This is a genomic window from Streptomyces sp. HUAS YS2 (assembly GCF_033343995.1).
GTDB classification, from domain to species: Bacteria; Actinomycetota; Actinomycetes; order Streptomycetales; family Streptomycetaceae; genus Streptomyces; species Streptomyces solicathayae.
Genome location: NZ_CP137573.1, coordinates 5,275,587 through 5,292,340 on the forward strand (window position 1 = coordinate 5,275,587; position 16,754 = coordinate 5,292,340).

The 16,754-nt window shown below is 71.1% G+C and carries 14 protein-coding genes; 6 read left to right on the forward strand and 8 right to left on the reverse strand.

Annotated elements, in window-relative coordinates:
* Window positions 1-88 precede the first annotated feature (88 nt).
* The gene (locus R2D22_RS24410; RefSeq protein ID WP_318106801.1) at window positions 89-595 is read left to right on the forward strand and encodes a DUF1203 domain-containing protein; all 507 of its coding nucleotides are present in this window, start codon (window positions 89-91) and stop codon (window positions 593-595) included.
* Here the strand turns inward: R2D22_RS24410 and R2D22_RS24415 are convergent.
* The 3 genes from R2D22_RS24415 to R2D22_RS24425 form a co-directional block, all read right to left on the reverse strand.
* Window positions 592-1,611 carry an aspartate-semialdehyde dehydrogenase gene (locus R2D22_RS24415; RefSeq protein WP_318106802.1) on the reverse strand — a complete coding sequence of 340 codons (1,020 nt, stop codon included), beginning with the start codon at window positions 1,609-1,611 and terminating at the stop codon, window positions 592-594. The genes R2D22_RS24410 and R2D22_RS24415 overlap by 4 nt on opposite strands.
* Before the next feature lie 162 nt (window positions 1,612-1,773).
* Complete coding sequence (locus tag R2D22_RS24420; protein WP_318106803.1) at window positions 1,774-5,091, reverse strand: S8 family serine peptidase; 3,318 nt, start codon at window positions 5,089-5,091, stop codon at window positions 1,774-1,776.
* A 188-nt stretch (window positions 5,092-5,279) separates the two neighbouring features.
* Window positions 5,280-5,822, reverse strand: a complete 543-nt coding sequence (locus tag R2D22_RS24425; protein WP_318106804.1) for a CGNR zinc finger domain-containing protein — start codon at window positions 5,820-5,822, stop codon at window positions 5,280-5,282.
* Between the two features lie 140 nt (window positions 5,823-5,962).
* On the opposite strand from R2D22_RS24425, the gene R2D22_RS24430 reads away from it, so the two are divergent.
* From R2D22_RS24430 to R2D22_RS24445, 4 genes are read left to right on the forward strand one after another with little or no spacing between them, the layout of a single operon-like run.
* Window positions 5,963-6,418 carry a VOC family protein gene (locus R2D22_RS24430; protein WP_318106805.1) on the forward strand — a complete coding sequence of 152 codons (456 nt, stop codon included), beginning with the start codon at window positions 5,963-5,965 and terminating at the stop codon, window positions 6,416-6,418.
* A 56-nt stretch (window positions 6,419-6,474) separates the two neighbouring features.
* Window positions 6,475-7,380 (forward strand): pyridoxamine 5'-phosphate oxidase family protein, encoded by a 906-nt coding sequence (locus tag R2D22_RS24435; RefSeq protein ID WP_318106806.1) that lies wholly within the window; start codon window positions 6,475-6,477, stop codon window positions 7,378-7,380.
* Entirely contained in the window at window positions 7,377-7,976 is a 600-nt protein-coding gene (locus tag R2D22_RS24440; RefSeq protein WP_318106807.1) for an HPP family protein, read from the forward strand. The genes R2D22_RS24435 and R2D22_RS24440 overlap by 4 nt, the downstream gene beginning before the upstream one ends.
* 43 nt (window positions 7,977-8,019) lie before the next feature.
* Window positions 8,020-8,487: an NUDIX hydrolase gene (locus tag R2D22_RS24445; protein ID WP_318106808.1), complete on the forward strand. Its 468-nt coding sequence runs from the start codon at window positions 8,020-8,022 to the stop codon at window positions 8,485-8,487.
* On the opposite strand, the gene R2D22_RS24450 is transcribed toward R2D22_RS24445, so the two are convergent.
* On the reverse strand, window positions 8,463-9,320 hold the full coding sequence (locus tag R2D22_RS24450; protein WP_318106809.1) for a hypothetical protein: 858 nt from the start codon (window positions 9,318-9,320) through the stop codon (window positions 8,463-8,465). The two genes, R2D22_RS24445 and R2D22_RS24450, sit on opposite strands and share 25 nt — an antisense overlap.
* 148 nt (window positions 9,321-9,468) lie before the next feature.
* Window positions 9,469-12,024 (reverse strand): aminopeptidase N, encoded by a 2,556-nt coding sequence (gene pepN, locus R2D22_RS24455; protein ID WP_318106810.1) that lies wholly within the window; start codon window positions 12,022-12,024, stop codon window positions 9,469-9,471.
* 135 nt (window positions 12,025-12,159) lie between these two features.
* Here pepN and R2D22_RS24460 point away from each other — a divergent pair, with 135 nt between their 5' ends.
* Window positions 12,160-12,792 (forward strand): mycothiol-dependent nitroreductase Rv2466c family protein, encoded by a 633-nt coding sequence (locus R2D22_RS24460; protein ID WP_318106811.1) that lies wholly within the window; start codon window positions 12,160-12,162, stop codon window positions 12,790-12,792.
* Between the two features lie 114 nt (window positions 12,793-12,906).
* Here the strand turns inward: R2D22_RS24460 and R2D22_RS24465 are convergent, their stop codons facing one another.
* The 3 genes from R2D22_RS24465 to R2D22_RS24475 all read right to left on the reverse strand — a co-directional run bounded on the left by R2D22_RS24465 (window position 12,907) and on the right by R2D22_RS24475 (window position 16,660).
* Complete coding sequence (locus tag R2D22_RS24465) at window positions 12,907-13,551, reverse strand: superoxide dismutase (protein WP_318106812.1); 645 nt, start codon at window positions 13,549-13,551, stop codon at window positions 12,907-12,909.
* A gap of 128 nt (window positions 13,552-13,679) precedes the next feature.
* Window positions 13,680-15,104, reverse strand: coding sequence for an amino acid permease (locus tag R2D22_RS24470; protein WP_318106813.1), 1,425 nt, complete (start codon window positions 15,102-15,104; stop codon window positions 13,680-13,682).
* 170 nt (window positions 15,105-15,274) lie between these two features.
* Window positions 15,275-16,660, reverse strand: a complete 1,386-nt coding sequence (locus tag R2D22_RS24475) for an amino acid permease (RefSeq protein WP_318106814.1) — start codon at window positions 16,658-16,660, stop codon at window positions 15,275-15,277.
* Between the last annotated feature and the right edge of the window lie 94 nt (window positions 16,661-16,754).

Sequence of the window (16,754 nt, forward strand, 5' to 3'; positions counted from 1 at the left end):
CCGGATCCTGTCACCCGAAGGCCCGTCTTCGAACGCGTTGTCCGAATTCCGCCAGCGGTGATCGTCGTACGCGCGCGAGGCTGGGCCCATGACCGAATACACCGCACGGGCCGTCGAGCCCGCCGCCCTCGCCGAGCTGCGCACCGATGACGACGCGGGGCGCCCCTGCGTCCCGTACACCGCGACCGAGGGCGGAGAGCCGCTGCGCTGCTGTCTGCGCCTCGCCGGGCCGGGGGAGCGGATCGCCCTCGTCTCGTACGCCCCGCTGCGCCGCTGGGCGGCCGGGACCGGCGCGGAGCCGGGCGCGTACGACGAGCAGGGCCCGGTCTTCGTCCACGCAGAGGAGTGCGAGGGACCGCAGGACTCCGACGCGTACCCCTTCGCGCGCCCGGGCGCCCTGCGCACGCTGCGCCGCTACGACGCGCGGGGCCGGATCGTCGGAGGCCGCCTCCTGGAGATCCCGGAGACGGCCTCTGAGGGCTTCGACAAGGCGTTCGCGGAGGCCTTCGCCGACCCGGACGTCGCCCTGGTGCACGTCAGGGCCGTCGAGTACGGCTGCTTCCACTTCGAGGTGCGCCGACCTCAGGGCGCTTAGGCGCCCTTGAGCTCCGCCGCCACCAGCTCCGCGATCTGGACCGCGTTCAGGGCCGCGCCCTTGCGGAGGTTGTCGTTGGAGACGAAGAGCGCGAGGCCGTTCTCGGCCGTGTCGTCGACGCGGATGCGGCCCACGTACGAGGCGTCCTTGCCGGCCGCCTGGAGCGGGGTCGGGATCTCGGAGAGCTCGACGCCCTCCGCGTCCTTCAGCAGCTCGTACGCGCGCTCCACGCTCAGCGGACGCTCGAAGCGGACGTTGACCTGGAGCGAGTGGCCGGAGAAGACCGGGACGCGCACGCAGGTGCCGGAGACCTTGAGCTCCGGGATCTCCAGGATCTTGCGGGACTCGTTGCGGAGCTTCTGCTCCTCGTCGGTCTCGTGCGAGCCGTCGTCGACCAGGTTGCCGGCCAGCGGGACCACGTTGAAGGCGATGGGGCGGCGGTAGACACCGGGCTCCGGGAAGGCCACGGCCTCGCCGTCGTGGGTCAGCTCGGTCGCGCGGTCGGCGACGGCCTTGACCTGGCCGTCCAGCTCGGCCACACCGGCCACGCCGGAGCCGGAGACGGCCTGGTACGTGGTGGCGACCAGCGCGGTCAGGCCGGCCTCCTGGTGGAGCGGCTTGAGCACCGGCATGGCGGCCATGGTGGTGCAGTTCGGGTTGGCGATGATGCCCTTCGGGCGGTCCTTGATCGCGTGCGGGTTGACCTCGGACACGACCAGCGGGACCTCGGGGTCGCGGCGCCAGGCGGAGGAGTTGTCGATCACCACGGCGCCCTGGGAGGCGACCTTCTCGGCGAGCGCCTTGGAGGTGGCGCCGCCGGCGGAGAACAGCACGATGTCCAGGCCCGTGTAGTCGGCGGTGGCGGCGTCCTCGACCGTGATGCCGTCCAGGACGCTGCCGGCGGACCGGGCGGAGGCGAAGAGACGCAGCTCGTCGATCGGGAACTTCCGCTCGGCGAGGATCTTGCGCATGACCGTGCCGACCTGACCGGTGGCTCCGACGATTCCGACCTTCACGGGGACTCCTCCGTACGTTTGTGCAGGGTGCTGCCGCTCCATGATGGGTATCACCCGGGGCTGCTTGTCCAATCCATTGTCCGAGGATCGGGACGCCTGCCAAGACGACGAAGGGGCGGGCGCCGGTTGCGGCACCCGCCCCTCAGTGATCGTTCCGGGCTGTTACGGGGTGACCTTGCCGATCACCACGCTGCCCGCGCCCGCGACCGTGCCGCGCGCGTTGACCAGCTGGACCTCGCCGAAGAACTGCCGGCCCTCGGGCGCGGCACCGGCGACCAGCACCTCGGCGCCGACCTTGGCGGAGCCGCCGTTGGCCAGCGGGTACGTCTTCGCCGCGTCGACCTGGACGCTGCCGAGCGAGGCGGAGTAGTACACGTCCTTGTAGTCGAAGGTCGTGCCGCCCGCCGCCTGCACCGAGTAGCCGTCGACGACGATCGTGTACGTGCCCGCTGCCGGCTTCGCCAGCGAGACGGACTCCTCCGAGTCGCCGTCCGCCGACTGGCCGACCTGCTTGCCGTTCAGCAGCACGGTCAGGTCGAGGTCGGCGGCCTTGTCGGAGGTGTTGCCGATGGCCACGTCGAGCCGCTCGACGCCCTCACCGATGGTGACGGTCCTCGTCTGCTGCTCGTGGTGCTGGATGGTCGGGGTCTCGACCTTGGCCGAGCCCAGCGAGCCGCCCTTGAGCTTGCCCTCGATGCCGGCGAACTTGTTCGTCACCGTCCACTCGACGGCGGCCGGGGTGCCGACCTTCGCCTCGGCGACGGTCTGCACGGCCGGGTCGAAGTTCGCGCCCAGCACCGACACGTCCAGCTTGAACGGGTTGTCCAGGTCGGGCGACGTGCGACGCGACTCGACCTCGATCTCCCAGACGCCCGGCGTCGGGTTGGCGTACGAACGCAGGTCCGGACGGCAGGTGTTGGCCGGGTTGTAGTGCGGGTAGCACGCGGTGGACGCGGTCGACTCGATGGCCACGCCGTACGGGTGGATCGCGATGAACCGGGTCTGGCTCTTCTCCTTCAGGCCGCCGAGGGCGACCTCGAGGGACTTGGCGCCGGCCGGGACCTTCACGAAGTACGACTTGTGGCTGTTGCGCTGCACCGTGCCGGACGCGGAGTACGCGTAGCCGGGCGCGGCCAGGTCCTTGGCGACCACGACGGTCGACAGGATCTGCTTGTCGACGCCCTCGGTGCGCTCGTCGTCCAGCTCCAGGATGGCGCTGTGCACACCGGCGGTCTGCGGCTTCGCCTCGACCTTGACGGTCACCGGCTTGTTCAGCGGGAGCGTGATGTAGTCGTACGCGGTGGCCGCCTTGAAGGTGCCGTCGTTGTACTTCCAGTTCAGCTCGTGCCGCACGCCGTACGCCGGGCCGGAGGTCCGGGTGATGGTGACGTCGTACGTCTTCTTCTGGCCGACCTTCAGGCCGCCCTCGCGGTCGTACACGCCGGTGCCGGTGTGCGGGGCCGGGAAGATGACGGTGTCGACCGGGGCCTCGACCTTGTAGTCGTGCGCGGTCGCGCCGTCCTCGATCGACTCCCAGGCCTCGTTGATGTCGATGAGGCCGGAGCCCTGCTCGTGCGCGGCGACACCCGGGATCCGCGTCGCGGTCGAGGTGAGCGCGGTGCGCAGGGTGAGCGGGGAGAGCTCGATGCCCTTCTGCTTCGCGGCGGAGAGCAGCAGCGCGCTCGCGCCCGCGACCTGCGGGGAGGACATCGAGGTGCCGTTGAGCATCCCGTAACCGGCGGGCAGGGTGTAGCCCGCCTCGGGCACGCCGGCGCCGGCCTGCCAGGTCGGGATGGTGTTCACGGCCGAGCCGGGACCGGTGATGGTCGGGGTGAAGCCGCCGTCCTCACGCGGGCCGCGCGAGGAGAAGGGGAACATGGCGTACTTCTTCTCCACGGCGGAGCCGTAGTTGGCCGCCCAGGTGGACTGGGAGATGGCCGCGCCGACCGAGAGGACCTTGTCGGCCAGGCCGGGGTCGCCGATCGTGTTGATGCCCGGGCCGGAGTTGCCGGCCGAGATGACCAGCTGGACGCCGTGCTCGTCGATCAGCCGGGTGTACAGGCGGGCGCGGACGTTGTCGCCGTCGTTCTGCGCGGGCAGGCCGCCGATCGACATGTTGACGATGTCGACGCCGCGGTTGACGACGAGGTCCGTCATGCCCTCCATGAGGGCGGTGTTGGTGCAGCCGCCGGTCCAGGTGCAGGCGCGGGAGGACACGATCTTCGCGCCGGGGGCCGCGCCGTTCATCCGGCCGCCGAAGAGGCCCTTGGCGGCGGTGATGCCGGCGACGTGGGTGCCGTGCGAGGACTCGACGATGCCGATGTTGACGAAGTCGCGCTTCTGGCCGACCCAGGTGCCGCCCAGCGGGTCCATCGGGACGTCCTTGCGGATCTCCACGACGAACGGGGTGCGCTCGGCGACCTCGGTGTCCGGGTTGTCGGTGCCGAAGTACCCGACCTGGAAACCGTCCTTGTACGGCTTCATCGGCTCGTTGTCCGTGAAGTCGTTGTTCTGGTCGGTGTCCACGCGGACGGTGCCGGTGGCCTGGTCGTACAGCATGCCGAAGACGTCGGTGGTGTCGCCGTCGCGGTTGATGTCACCGGCCGGGTCGCCGCCCGCGGTGATCGCCTCGCTGAAGCGGCTCCACTGGTACGCGCCCTCGGGGGCCTTCCAGGACTGCTGGCCGGCGGTGAACACCGGGCCGGCGACCGGGGTGACCTGCGCGCGCCACGTGGCGTCGCCCTCGGTCAGCGGGTCGGTGGCGGTGACCCAGTCGACGATCTTGCGCTCGCCGGTGCTGGTCTTCTGCAGTGCCGGGTGACCGAGGTCGACGCCGGAGTCGAGGATGCCGATGGTCACGCCGCGGCCGTCGGCCTTGGGGTGGTCCTCGACGAACTCGACCGCGCCGGTCTCGTGCGACGGGTTGTACGGGTTCTTCGCCGGGGTGTTCTTGCCCGGGGCCGGGTACGTCGTCGCGGTGGCACCCGCGGCGGAGCCCTTGGCGCCCGCGTCCGGCGTCGGGTCGTCCAGGACGACCTCGGCCTGGAGGTCGACCGCCTGGACGGAGGAGAGCTTGGTGGCCGCCGTGATGGCGGCGTCGGCCTTGGCGGTCGGCAGCGTCGCGCGGACGTAGCCGAGCTTGTCGTCCCGCTTGCCGACGGAGCCGCCGGGGACGGCGTCGAGCTGGCCGGCGACCTGCTCGGTGGCGCCGGGCGCGGTGGCGACGAGGATGGTGACGTTCTTCTCGCCCGCGGCCTCGGCCGCGTCGAGCCGCTGGGCGTCGGTGGCGCCGAGCTTGTCCGCGGAGTCGGAGGACTTGACCGGGGGAGTGGTCGCCGGGTCGTCGGCGGCCAGGACCGGAGCGGCACCGGCCGCGATCAGCGCGGTCACCAGTCCGGCGGCCGCGGCGACGCGGGCCGCCCGTCTGTGCCCGGGGGTCGAGCGCCCGGGTATGGAGCTCTGCGATTCGGGGGTGGTCATTTACATCCCTGGATGTGAAAGAGAGGGTCCGGATTTCGGTACCGGATGACCGCTCAGCCTTTCGTAAATGACCAGGGTTTGTGGAGAGTTGTCGAGTGGCGGAATGCGCGAGTGGCGTACATCCGCCACAGGGGGACATACGCCACGGGGGGCGAATCACCCCCAACAGGGGTGATTCGCGGCGATGGTTAGTTTTCCTTTGTACGGGCGTAGTGGCGCGAGGCCTTGGCCCGGTTGCCGCAGACCGCCATCGAGCACCAGCGTCGCGTGCCGTTCCGCGAGGTGTCGAAGAAGTGCAGGATGCACGCCTCGTGCGCGCAGGACCTGATCCGGTCGGGCGCGGTGCGCAGCAGGTCGAGGTAGTCGCGGGCGGCCGTCCAGGCGGGACCCCAGGCCGGGTCGCGGAACTCGGGCCGCTCGCCGGGCCCTTCGGTGGTGAGCGTGGCGCGGATCCGGCCGTGGCCGAGGATCGCGTCGAGGCGCTCGGTGGCGGCGGGGTCGCCGGGCCGGTCGACCAGTCCCTTGAGCGCGTCCCGGGCCGCCAGGGTGTGCCGGAGCGTCGTCGCGTCGGCGGTGAAGCGGTCGTCGAGGCCGTTGGCCGTCAGCCAGACCGCCAGGCCGGCCGGATCGGTGAGGAGGTCCTGCCGTACGCCCTCCTTCATCCACCGGGTGTTGAGCAGGTCCAGGGAGACGGGCTCACCGGTGAGCGGGCGGGGGTCGGAAACGGTCATGGACGGACTCCCTCGCTCCGTTGGCCTCGTTGCTAACCCCTCAAGAGTACGTGACCGGTTGCGCTCGGCCGCACCTAACCTCTAAAGTCGGATTAAGAGGTTAGCCCGACGAGGGCCGGCCACGCGACGAGGGGACAGTCATGTCTGCGATCGGCACGCTGAGCACGGGGCACATCGGCATCAACGTCACGGACATCGAGAGGTCCCTGGCGTTCTACGGCGAGGTCCTCGGCTTCGAGGTGATCGGCGAGGGCAAGGAGGAGGGGCAGCGCTTCGCCTTCCTCGGTCAGGGCGGCAAGCTCGTCGTCACGCTGTGGCAGCAGGCGGAGGGTGCGTACGACTCCGGCCGCGCGGGCCTGCACCACCTGGCCTTCGAGGCCGAGTCCATCGACCACGTGCGCGCCGCGGAGGCCGCGCTGAAGGCGCGGGACGTCTCCTTCGCGTACGAGGGCGTCGTCGCCCATCGCGAGGGTGCGGCGTCCGGCGGCATCTTCTTCCACGACCCGGACGGCACCCGCCTGGAGATCTACGCCCCGACCGGCGCGGAGGGCGCGGAAGCCCCCAACGAGTCGGCCCCGACCTGCGGCTTCTTCTAGGCCGTACGGCCCGTCGGTCCCTCTCGCCCCCGCACCGCCACCGTCAGGAGGACCTCATGGACACCGCACCCGCCTACCACCCCGGCTCCCTGGCGGTTCAGGAGCGAGTCGGGGTCCGCGACCTCGCCGACCATGTCGGCCGCTCGATCGGCGCCGGCATCAAACCCGTCGCCGCCGCCTTCCTCGAACTCCAGCCCATGCTGGTGCTCGGCGCGGCGGACGCCGAGGGAGACGTGTGGAGCTCCCTGCTGACCGGTGCGCCCGGCTTCGTGCGGGCCACCGGCCCGGCGCGGATCTCCATCGCCGGCGGCCTCCCCGAGGGCGATCCGCTCGACGGGGCCTTCGACGGCGGCGCGCCGGTCGGCACGATCGCCCTCGACCCCCGCACCCGCCGCCGGATGCGACTCAACGGCATCGCGTCACCCAGTGCGCGCGGCCTGGCCGTCGAGGCCGGGCAGGTCTTCGCGAACTGCCCGAAGTACCTCCAGAAGCGCGAGCTGTACGGGGCCGAGCCCGGCGCCCGTGCCGGTGCCGTGCGGCGCGGCCGGGCGCTCGGCCCCGCCCAGGAGCGGTTCATCCGCGCCGCCGACACCTTCTTCGTCGCCACCTCCGCGCCGGACGGGGTCGACGCCAGCCACCGCGGCGGGAATCCCGGATTTGTGAGAGTCGTCTCGCCGACCGAGCTGGCCTGGCCCGACTACCAGGGGAACTCGATGTTCCTCACCCTCGGCAATCTGGAGGCCGACGGCCGCGCCGGCCTGCTGTTTCTCGACTGGAGCACGGGCGACACGCTGCAGATCACCGGGACCGCGCGCACGGAGTTCGGACCGGAGGGCCGGACGACCTACGTTAGAATTCAACAAACTGTGGAATCGGAGGGGGCGAGTCCGTTGCGCTGGTCGGCGCCCGACTACTCGCCGGCCAACCCTCCCCTCGACGAAGGAGCGCAATGGGCGGAGTGACGCAGACGGCCGAGGCGGAGGCCCCCGCGGCCGTCGTACCCGGCCCCGCGCCCCACGACCACGACACCGTCCACGCCCCCGCTCCCGCCCGCACCGGCTGGGCGGCCCGGATCGCCCGGGTCGCCGCCGCCGGCCCCCCGCGCCCCCGGCTCCGTACCGTCCTCGCGGCGACGGCGCTCAGCACCGTCGCGCTGCTCTGCCTCGTCGCCCTCGGCGGGGTCGTCCACCACCCGCTGCTCATCCCGCCGCTCGCCGCCAGCATGGCGCTCGTCGCCGGCGCGCCCGACCTGCCGCTCTCCCAGCCCCGCTCGGTCATCGGCGGCCAGCTGCTCTCCACGCTCACCGGCTTCGCCGTGCTCGCGATCGCCGGTCCCGGCCTGTGGACCGCGGCGGTCGCGGGCGGACTGGCGCTCGGCGTGATGATGCTGGCCCGCACCCCGCACTCCCCGGCCGCCGCCACCGCGGTCATCGTCGCGCTCCAGGACCCGCCGTTCCGGACGTTCGTCGGACTGGTCGCGCTGGCCTGCGCGCTCCTGGTGACCGCCGGACTCATCGGCTCGCGCCTCACCGGCCGCCGCTATCCGACCTATTGGTGACAGCGGGGGGCGGGCCTACGGTGCCGCCCCCTAATCTCGCTCCATGGTCCAGGAGTTGAGGGTGGCGGCCTACGCCGTGTGTGTGCGCGACGACCAGATCCTGCTCGCCCGCTGGGTGGCCCGGGACGGCACCCGGCAGTGGACACTGCCCGGCGGCGGCATGGATCACGGCGAGGATCCGCTCGACACCGTGGTCAGGGAGGTGGAGGAGGAGACCGGTCACCTCGTCGAGGCGACCCGGCTGCTCGGCGTCGACACGATACGACGCCGCTGGTCACGCCGGTTCGGCGCGGACGCCGACTGGCAGGGCCTGCGCATCGTCTACGAGTGCCGGCTCACCGGCGGCGAACTGCGCAACGAGGTCGGCGGCTCCACCGACCTGGCCGCCTGGTTCCCGCTCGACGAGGTCGAGCGGCTCGACCACGTCGAACTCGTCGACACGGGTCTCGCGCTGTGGCGCGAGCGGCCCCCGCTCGGCCGGCTCCCTCACCGCGGCAGGACGACCACGTAGGCGGCCGGGTCCCGGTCCGTCGCGGCCATCAGCGCCGTACGGACCACGGTCGCCTGCTGCTCCATCGCGTCGCGCAGCTTGCGCGGCGTGACGTGCACGACGGTGATGCCGAGCCGCTCCAGGACCTCCCGCTTGCGGGTGTACTCGGACCACAGCGCGTCGTCGTCCTGACGGGGCGAGCGGGTGTCCAGCTCCACGGCGACGGCCTGGTCAGGCCAGTACGCGTCCAGGCCGCCCAGGTGCGGGCCGCCGGCCAGCCGCAGGTCCACGTTCCACAGCGGGTCGGGCAGCCCGAAGGAGCGCACCATCTCGTACAGCCGGTCCTCCGCGAGCGCCCGGCCCTCGGCGAGCAGCGAGTCGACCGCGTCCACCACGTGCGGCCGGGACAGCAGCCGCGCCCGGTTCAACTCCCGTACCACCACGCCCGGTTCGCAGTGGCCGCCGCGCACCGCCTCGGTGAGCAGCCGGCGGACGACGCCCGCGTCGGAGAGCTCGTCGACCGCGTCCGCGAGCGCCCGGGCGACCGGCGCCACCGGCACGCCGTCGATCTGCACCGGCTCGGGCAGCTCGGCGGCCCGCACCACCCGCACCCGTGCGGTGGACCGCAGCCGGCGGATCCGCGGGACCAGGACGTCGATCCGGTCCACCATCGCGGTCGGCGGGGCGGAGGCGAAACGGTGCAGGGCGAGCGCGGCGAGACCGGTGATCATCGCGTCCGGGCCCTGCGCGGGGACGGCGCCGCCGCGGCGGCGCGCGTGGTGCAGCGCCTCCTGGAGGCGGTCGTCGCCGGAGCGGGGGAGGGGGCGGGGGGAGATGGGGGCGTTGTGGTTCATGCGGGGGGTCTTCCGCCGTACGAACCTCAACTAACCGCTGTTACAAGGCCGTCGCGCAATCCGGACAAGCCTGCCCTAAAGTACGCGCGTTCGACGACCGAAGGGCGCGGCGCCGTTCGAGTGGCGCCGCGCCGTTCGTCGTACCGGATCAGCCGGCGGCGGCGTCGCAGGCCTGCGCCCGCAGCGCGCGGGCCAGGTCGTCACGGGCCTCCAGGACCAGCCGGCGCAGCGCCGGGGCCGCCGACGGGTGCGCGGCGAGCCAGGCGTCCGTCGCCGCGAGCGTCTCCGGGGAGTCCTGCAGCCCCGGGAACAGGCCGCGGACCACGTCCATGCCGATCTGGATCGACCGGTCCGCCCACACCCGCTCGATGACCTCGAAATACTTCGGCGCGTACGGCGCGATCAGCTGCCGCTGCGAGGGCTGCACGAAGCCCGCGATGGTCGCCTCCACCAGCGCGTTGGACAGCGCGTCGGACTCCACGACCGCCGCCCACGCCTGCGCCTTGACCGCCTCCGACGGCCGCGAGGCCAGGCAGCGCACCGAGTGCCGCTTGCCGGTCGCCGTGTCGTCGCGGGACAGCTCCGCGCCGATCCGCTCCTCGTCCGCCCTGCCGTGCGCGGCCAGCGGCGCGAGCAGCGCCCAGCGCAGCTCCTGGTCGACGTCGAGCCCGTCGATCTTCGCGGTGCCGTCCAGCAGCCCCTCCAGGAGCTGGAAGTCGGCGTCCGACGAGGCCGTCGCGGCGAAGAACCGCGCCCAGGTCAGCTGCTGTTCGCTGCCAGGGGCGGCGACCCGCAGCTCGCGCAGCCCGCCCTCGGCGAGCAGTCGGCCACCCTCCTCGCGCCACGCGGGGGCCGCGTAGTGGGTCAGCGCCGACTGCGCCCAGGCGTGCACCATCTGCAGCACGCCGATGTCGGTCTCGCGGCCCGCGAAGTCCAGCGCGATCGCGACGAAGTCCCGGGCCGGCATGAGGCCGTCCCGCGTCAGGTTCCACAGCGCCGACCAGCACAGCGCGCGGGCCAGCGGATCGGTGATGTCGCCGAGGTGCGCCCGCAGCGTCGTCAGCGAACCCTCGTCGAAGCGGATCTTGCAGTACGTGAGGTCGTCGTCGTTGACGAGGACGAGGTCCGGCCGCTCGGCGCCCGTCAGTTCGGCCACGACCGTGCGCGCGCCGGTGACGTCCGCCTCGGCCCGCGCGTAACGCACCAGCTCGCCCTCCGGCGACAGCCGGTACAGGCCCACCGCGGCGCGGTGCGGGCGGAGCTCGTCACCGTCCTGCGTCACCGCCAGCTCGGTGATCAGGCCCTCGGCGTCGTAGGTGACGACCGGCGTCAGCGCGTTGACGCCCGAGGTCTGCAGCCAGGACTTCGCCCAGGTCTTCATGTCCCGGCCGGAGGTCTCCTCCAGGACCGAAAGCAGGTCCGCCAGGCGCGTGTTCCCGTACGCGTGCCGCTTGAAGTAGCGGCGCGCGCCCTCCAGGAAGGCGTCCCGGCCCGCGTACGCCACCAGCTGCTTCAGCACCGACGCGCCCTTGGCGTACGTGATGCCGTCGAAGTTCAGCTTCGCGTCCTCCAGGTCACGGATGTCGGCCGTGATCGGGTGCGTGGACGGCAGCTGGTCGGCCCGGTAGGCCCACGACTTGCGGTTGTTGGCGAAGGTGACCCAGCTGTTGGTGAAGCGGGTCGCCTCGGCCAGCGAAAAGGAGCCCATGAAGTCCGCGAAGGACTCCTTCAGCCACAGGTCGTCCCACCAGACCATGGTGACCAGGTCGCCGAACCACATGTGCGCCATCTCGTGCAGGATGACGTTCGCCCGGCGCTCGTACGCGGCCTGGGTGACCTTGCCCCGGTAGATGTACTCCTCGCGGAAGGTCACCATGCCCGGGTTCTCCATCGCGCCGAGGTTGTACTCGGGGACGAAGGCCTGGTCGTACTTCCCGAAGGGGTACGGGTAGTCGAAGTTGTCGTGGAAGAAGTCGAAGCCCTGCTTGGTGATCAGGAAGACGTCGTCCGCGTCGAAGTGCTTCGCGAGACCCTTGCGGCACATCGCGCCGAGCGGGATCTCGATGTCCCCACGGGTGTACGTGTCCGTGACGTAGTGGTACGGCCCCGCGACCACGCACGTGATGTACGTGGAGATCGCCGCCGTCTCCGCGAACCGCCACACCCCGTCGGCGTCCTGCTCCCCGACGCCGTTGCTCCACACCGTCCAGGCCTCGGGCGCGGTCACCGAGAAGCGGTACGGGGCCTTGAGGTCGGGCTGCTCGAAGTTCGCGTACACCCGGCGCGCGTCGGCCGGCTCGTACTGCGTGTAGAGGTAGACCTCGCCGTCCTCCGGGTCGACGAAGCGGTGCATGCCCTCGCCGGTCCGGCTGTACGCGCACTGCGCGTCCACGACGAGCACGTTGTCGTCCGCGAGTCCGTCCAGCGCGATCCGCGCCCCGTCGAAGACGGCCGCCGGGTCGAGCTCCCGCCCGTTGAGGGTCACCGAGGTGACCGCCGGGGCGATCAGGTCGACGAAGGTGGAGTCGCCCTCGCCCGTGCGCCGGAAGCGGATCGTCGTCACCGAACGGAAGGTGCGCACGCCCTCCCCGTCTGCTGACTCCCCGACCGCCGAGCGCAGGTCGAGGGCGACCTCGTACGCGTCGACGGACAGCAGCTCGGCCCGCTCACGGGCCTCGTCGCGGGACAGGTTCTCACCGGGCACGGTCACTCCTTCGTGGCTCGTCTGGTCAGCAGCGATCCTCCCATGTGCGGCTGACGCCCGGCACGCCGGGAATGCCCCCGGCCGGCGGTGGCGTTGCCCCCGAGGCACCGTACGCATTCATCCATGAGGAGTGAGATGTCCGAGAGCAGGACCACCGCAGACTTCTGGTTCGACCCGATGTGCCCGTGGGCCTGGATGACCTCCCGCTGGATGCTCGAGGTGGAGAAGGTCCGCCCGGTCGATGTGCGGTGGAAGGTGATGAGCCTCGCCGTCCTCAACGAGGACAAGCTGGACGAGCTGCCGGAGCAGTACCGCGAGCTGCTCACCGCGGCCTGGGGCCCGGTCCGCGTCGTGACCGCGGCCAAGGAACTGCACGGCGACGAGTACGTCGGCAAGCTCTACACGGCGCTCGGCACCCGCTTCCACAACAACGGCGAGGGCGCCACGAAGGAGGCGATCGTCGCCGCCCTGGAGGAGGTCGGCCTGCCGGCCTCGCTCGCCGAGTACGCGGACCGGGACGAGTACGACACGCAGCTGCGCGCCTCGCACAAGGAGGGCATAGACAAGGTCGGCCAGGACGTCGGCACACCGGTCATCGCGGTGCCCGGCCCGGACGGCGACGAGGTCGCGTTCTTCGGCCCGGTCGTCACCCCGACCCCGCGCGGCGAGTCGGCGGCCCGGCTGTGGGACGGCACCCTGCTGGTGGCGTCGACGCCCGGCTTCTACGAGATCAAGCGCACCCGCACGGCGGCCCCGAGCTTCGAGTAGTCCGAGGAACCGAACGACCCCCGCGAATCCAGTCTTCGCGGGGGTCGTTCTCTTGTCCGCCCGCAGGTGAAGGTTGAGAAGACGATCACGAGCGGGACGACTGCGGGGCGCTGGTCAGATGGCGATGAGCGGGATGCTGGCCCTGGCCGCCCGGTAGCGCTTGTTCACGTCCTGCCAGTCGACGACCTGCCACATGGCCTCGATGAAGTCGACCTTCTGGTTCTTGTACTGGAGGTAGAAGGCGTGCTCCCAGGCGTCGAAGACGAGGACCGGTACCGAGCCCTGGCCGACGTTGCCCTGGTGGTCGTAGACCTGCTCGACGATCAGCCGGCCGCTGATCGGCTCGTACGCGAGGACGCCCCAGCCGGAGCCCTGGGTGGTCGCGGCGGCCTTGGTCAGCTGGGCCTTGAACTTGGCGAAGGAGCCGAAGGACTCACTGATCGCGTCGGCGAGGTCGCCCACCCCGTCGGCGGCCAGCGGCTCGCCGCCGCCACCGTCCTTCGGGCTGTTCATGTTGTTCCAGTAGATGGAGTGGAGGATGTGGCCGGAGAGGTGGAACGCCAGGTTCTTCTCCAGGCCGTTGATCGTCCCCCACTGCTCCTTGTCGCGGGCCTCCGCCAACTGCTCCAGGGTGTCGTTCGCCCCCTTCACGTACGCCGCGTGGTGCTTGTCGTGGTGCAGCTCGATGATCTGCGGATTGATCACCGGCTCCAGCGCCGCGTAGTCGTACGGCAGTTCCGGAAGTGTGTAGATCGCCATGCCGAACCCCTCCACCTGCTTATTGCACATCATATGCAAGTGCAGGCTAGCAGCAAGAAGATCATGAGAACACGAAGAACCCCCGGACCGCGGTGTGGTCCGGGGGTTCTCGTCGTCGCTGCGGGGCGTCAGGCGTCCTGGAGCGCGCCCTCGGTCTCCGGTGCCTTCGCCGCCGTCTTCTGGCGGACGATGCCGATGACGGCCAGCACCACGGTCATGGCGCCGGTCGCGTAGAGCTGCACGCGGGTGCCCTCCTCGCGGGCCATCAGGAAGAAGATGACCGCCATACCGGCCAGCGCCACCCAGGTCAGGACCGGGAAGGCCCACATCTTCACGACCAGCTTCTCGGGCGCCTCGCGCTCGAGCCGGCGGCGCAGCGCGAGCTGCGAGACCGCGATGAAGATCCAGACGACCAGGATCACGCCGCCGATCATGTTCAGCAGCCACGGGAAGATCGTCTCGGGGGACCAGTAGTTCAGGCCCACGCACACGAAGCCGAAGAAGCAGGACGCGAGCACGGCCGGGCGCGGCACACCGCTGGAGATCTTGCCGAGCACCTTCGGGCCGAGGCCGCGCTGGACCAGCGAGAAGGCGATGCGCGAGGAGCCGTAGATGTTCGCGTTCATCGCGGACAGCAGGGCGATCAGCACCACGATGTTCATGATCTGACCGGCGGCCGGGATGCCCAGGTGGTCGAGCGCGGCGACGTACGGACCCTTCTCGGCGACGGCCTTCTCGTTCCACGGGACGAGCGTGACGACGACGGCCATCGAGCCGACGTAGAACAGCGACACGCGCCACATCGCGGTCCGCACGGCCTTCGCGACACCCTTGACCGGGTTCTCGGACTCGGCGGCGGCGATGGTGACCGTCTCCATGCCGCCGTACGAGAACACCGAGGCGAGCAGACCGATGACCAGACCCTCGCTGCCGTTCGGCAGGAAACCGCCCTCACCGAAGAGGTTGCTCGTACCGGGCGACTCGGTACCGGGCAGCACGCCCAGGATGGCGAGCACGCCCAGGCCCAGGAACAGCGCGATCGCGCCGACCTTGAGCGCGGCGAACCAGAACTCGAACTCGCCGAAGTTCTTCACGGCCGCCAGGTTGGTGACGCAGAAGACCACCATGAAGAGCGCGACCCAGGCCCACTCGGGGGTGCCGGGCAGCCAGCCGGTGACGATCTTCGCCGCGCCGATGCCCTCCAGGCCCACGGCGACGCTGAGCAGCACCCAGAACGCCCAGCCTGCGGTGAAGCCGGCCCAGGAGCCGAAGGCCCGCTCGGCGTGCGAGGAGAACGAGCCGGACGACGGGTACGCGGCCGACATCTCGCCCAGCATGCGCATCACCAGCATGACCAGCAGGCCGGACAGCGCGTATGCGAGGACGATGGACGGTCCGGCTGCGGCGATGCCGGCGCCGGAGCCGACGAAGAGGCCGGCGCCGATGACACCGCCGAGTGCGATCATCGAGAGGTGACGCTGCTTGAGCCCGTGCGACAGGGTCGCGCCGTCGTCCTTGCGGTCGACGGGCGGGGGCGCGGTGGTCCGAGACATGAACCTGCCCTGTTCAGAGAGTGAGACGAGGGGGGACGCGCCACAGTCTGTGGGCGTGCACCGCTCACAGGGAACGGATGTCCGCTATACGGGCACGAGCTTCACACAACGTGAAGATCCGGTTTCTTTTCGTACGCCCCGGTAGTACGGCCGGTAGCCCCTCGCCGGACTCAGCGGCGCCGGTCCCGCAACTCCCGCACGCCCGCCACCAGGAGCACCGCCCCGGTCGCCGAGCCCGACCACAGCACCTGCGGGCGCGCCGCGTCGTCGGTCAGCATCAGGACGAGGACGGCGGCCATCCCGGCCAGCGCCGTCCACGTCAGCCACGGGAAGCCCCACATCTTCAGCGTCAGCGTCTCCGGCTCCTCCCGCTCGATCCGGCGGCGCAGCCGCAGCTGTGAGACGGCGATCAGTCCCCAGACGAACAGCAGCACCGCGCCGACCGAGTTGAGCAGATAGAGGAAGACCGAGTCCGGCCACTTCAGATTGAGCAGGACGGAGACGAAGCCGAACGCCACCGACGCCAGCACCGCCCGCCGCGGCACTCCCCCCGCCGTGATCCGCAGCAGGCCCTTCGGGGCCTCCCCGCGCTCGGCGAGCGAGAAGATCATCCGGGAGGAGCCGTACAGGTTCGCGTTGAGCGCCGACAGCAGTGCCACGAAGACCACGACGTTCATCACCTGGCCGGCCGCCGGGACCCCGATCGCGTCGAGCACGGCGACGTACGGCGACTCGCCCGGCTTCATCGACGTCCAGGGCAGCAGCGTCACGATGACCAGCATCGAGCCGACGTAGAAGAGGAGGATGCGCCACACCGCACTGCGCACCGCGCGGGCGACGTTGCGGGCCGGGTCCTCCGACTCGGCCGCCGCGATCGTGACGACCTCCAGGCCACCGAACGCGAAGATCACCGCGAGGACGCCGGAGACCACGCCCTCCCAGCCGTTGGGCAGGAAGCCGCCCCGGCCGGTGAGGTTCGTCAGGCCGACCGGGTCGGTGTCGGGCAGCAGGCCGACGATCGCCAGCACGCCGAGCACGAGGAACAGCACGATCGCGCCGACCTTGAGCGCGGCGAACCAGAACTCGAACTCGCCGAAGTTCTTCACCGCCGCGAGGTTGGCCCCGGTGAACACCAGCATGAAGACCAGCACCCAGGTCCACTGCGGCACCCCGGGCACCCAGCCGTGCGCGATCCGCGCCGCGCCCGTCGCCTCCACCGCGAGCACGACGACCAGCAGGAACCAGTACAGCCAGCCCACCGAGAAACCGGCCCAGCGGCCCAGCGCCCGCTCCGCGTGCACCGAGAACGCGCCCGAGGCCGGCATCGCCGCCGACATCTCGCCGAGCATCCGCATGATCAGCATCGCCAGCGCGCCGGCGATCAGGTACGAGAGCACGATGCCCGGACCGGCGACCGCGATCCCCGCGCCGGAGCCGACGAACAGTCCCGCGCCGATGACCCCGCCGAGACCCAGCATCGTCAGATGACGCTGCTTCAGACCATGGGAGAGCGGCTCGGGTTCGGCGGCCAGGGGGGACGGCGGGGCGTCGTGCATGGGGGCGGCTCGTACTCTCGGGGCGCTCGGCGATTTATGGAGACCCCACAGTCTCTCCGGTGAACCGCCCCTGGCGCAAAAAGGACCTCCTGGC

Excerpts from the sequence above, each read along its gene's own strand:
- R2D22_RS24410 (WP_318106801.1), top strand. The coding sequence starts at position 89 with ATGACCGAATACACCGCACGGGCCGTCGAGCCCGCCGCCCTCGCCGAG.
- R2D22_RS24420 (WP_318106803.1), bottom strand. The coding sequence starts at position 5,091 with ATGACCACCCCCGAATCGCAGAGCTCCATACCCGGGCGCTCGACCCCC.
- R2D22_RS24425 (WP_318106804.1), bottom strand. The coding sequence starts at position 5,822 with ATGACCGTTTCCGACCCCCGCCCGCTCACCGGTGAGCCCGTCTCCCTG.
- R2D22_RS24430 (WP_318106805.1), top strand. The coding sequence starts at position 5,963 with ATGTCTGCGATCGGCACGCTGAGCACGGGGCACATCGGCATCAACGTC.
- R2D22_RS24435 (WP_318106806.1), top strand. The coding sequence starts at position 6,475 with ATGGACACCGCACCCGCCTACCACCCCGGCTCCCTGGCGGTTCAGGAG.
- R2D22_RS24445 (WP_318106808.1), top strand. The coding sequence starts at position 8,020 with ATGGTCCAGGAGTTGAGGGTGGCGGCCTACGCCGTGTGTGTGCGCGAC.
- R2D22_RS24450 (WP_318106809.1), bottom strand. The coding sequence starts at position 9,320 with ATGAACCACAACGCCCCCATCTCCCCCCGCCCCCTCCCCCGCTCCGGC.
- R2D22_RS24460 (WP_318106811.1), top strand. The coding sequence starts at position 12,160 with ATGTCCGAGAGCAGGACCACCGCAGACTTCTGGTTCGACCCGATGTGC.
- R2D22_RS24465 (WP_318106812.1), bottom strand. The coding sequence starts at position 13,551 with ATGGCGATCTACACACTTCCGGAACTGCCGTACGACTACGCGGCGCTG.
- R2D22_RS24470 (WP_318106813.1), bottom strand. The coding sequence starts at position 15,104 with ATGTCTCGGACCACCGCGCCCCCGCCCGTCGACCGCAAGGACGACGGC.
- R2D22_RS24475 (WP_318106814.1), bottom strand. The coding sequence starts at position 16,660 with ATGCACGACGCCCCGCCGTCCCCCCTGGCCGCCGAACCCGAGCCGCTC.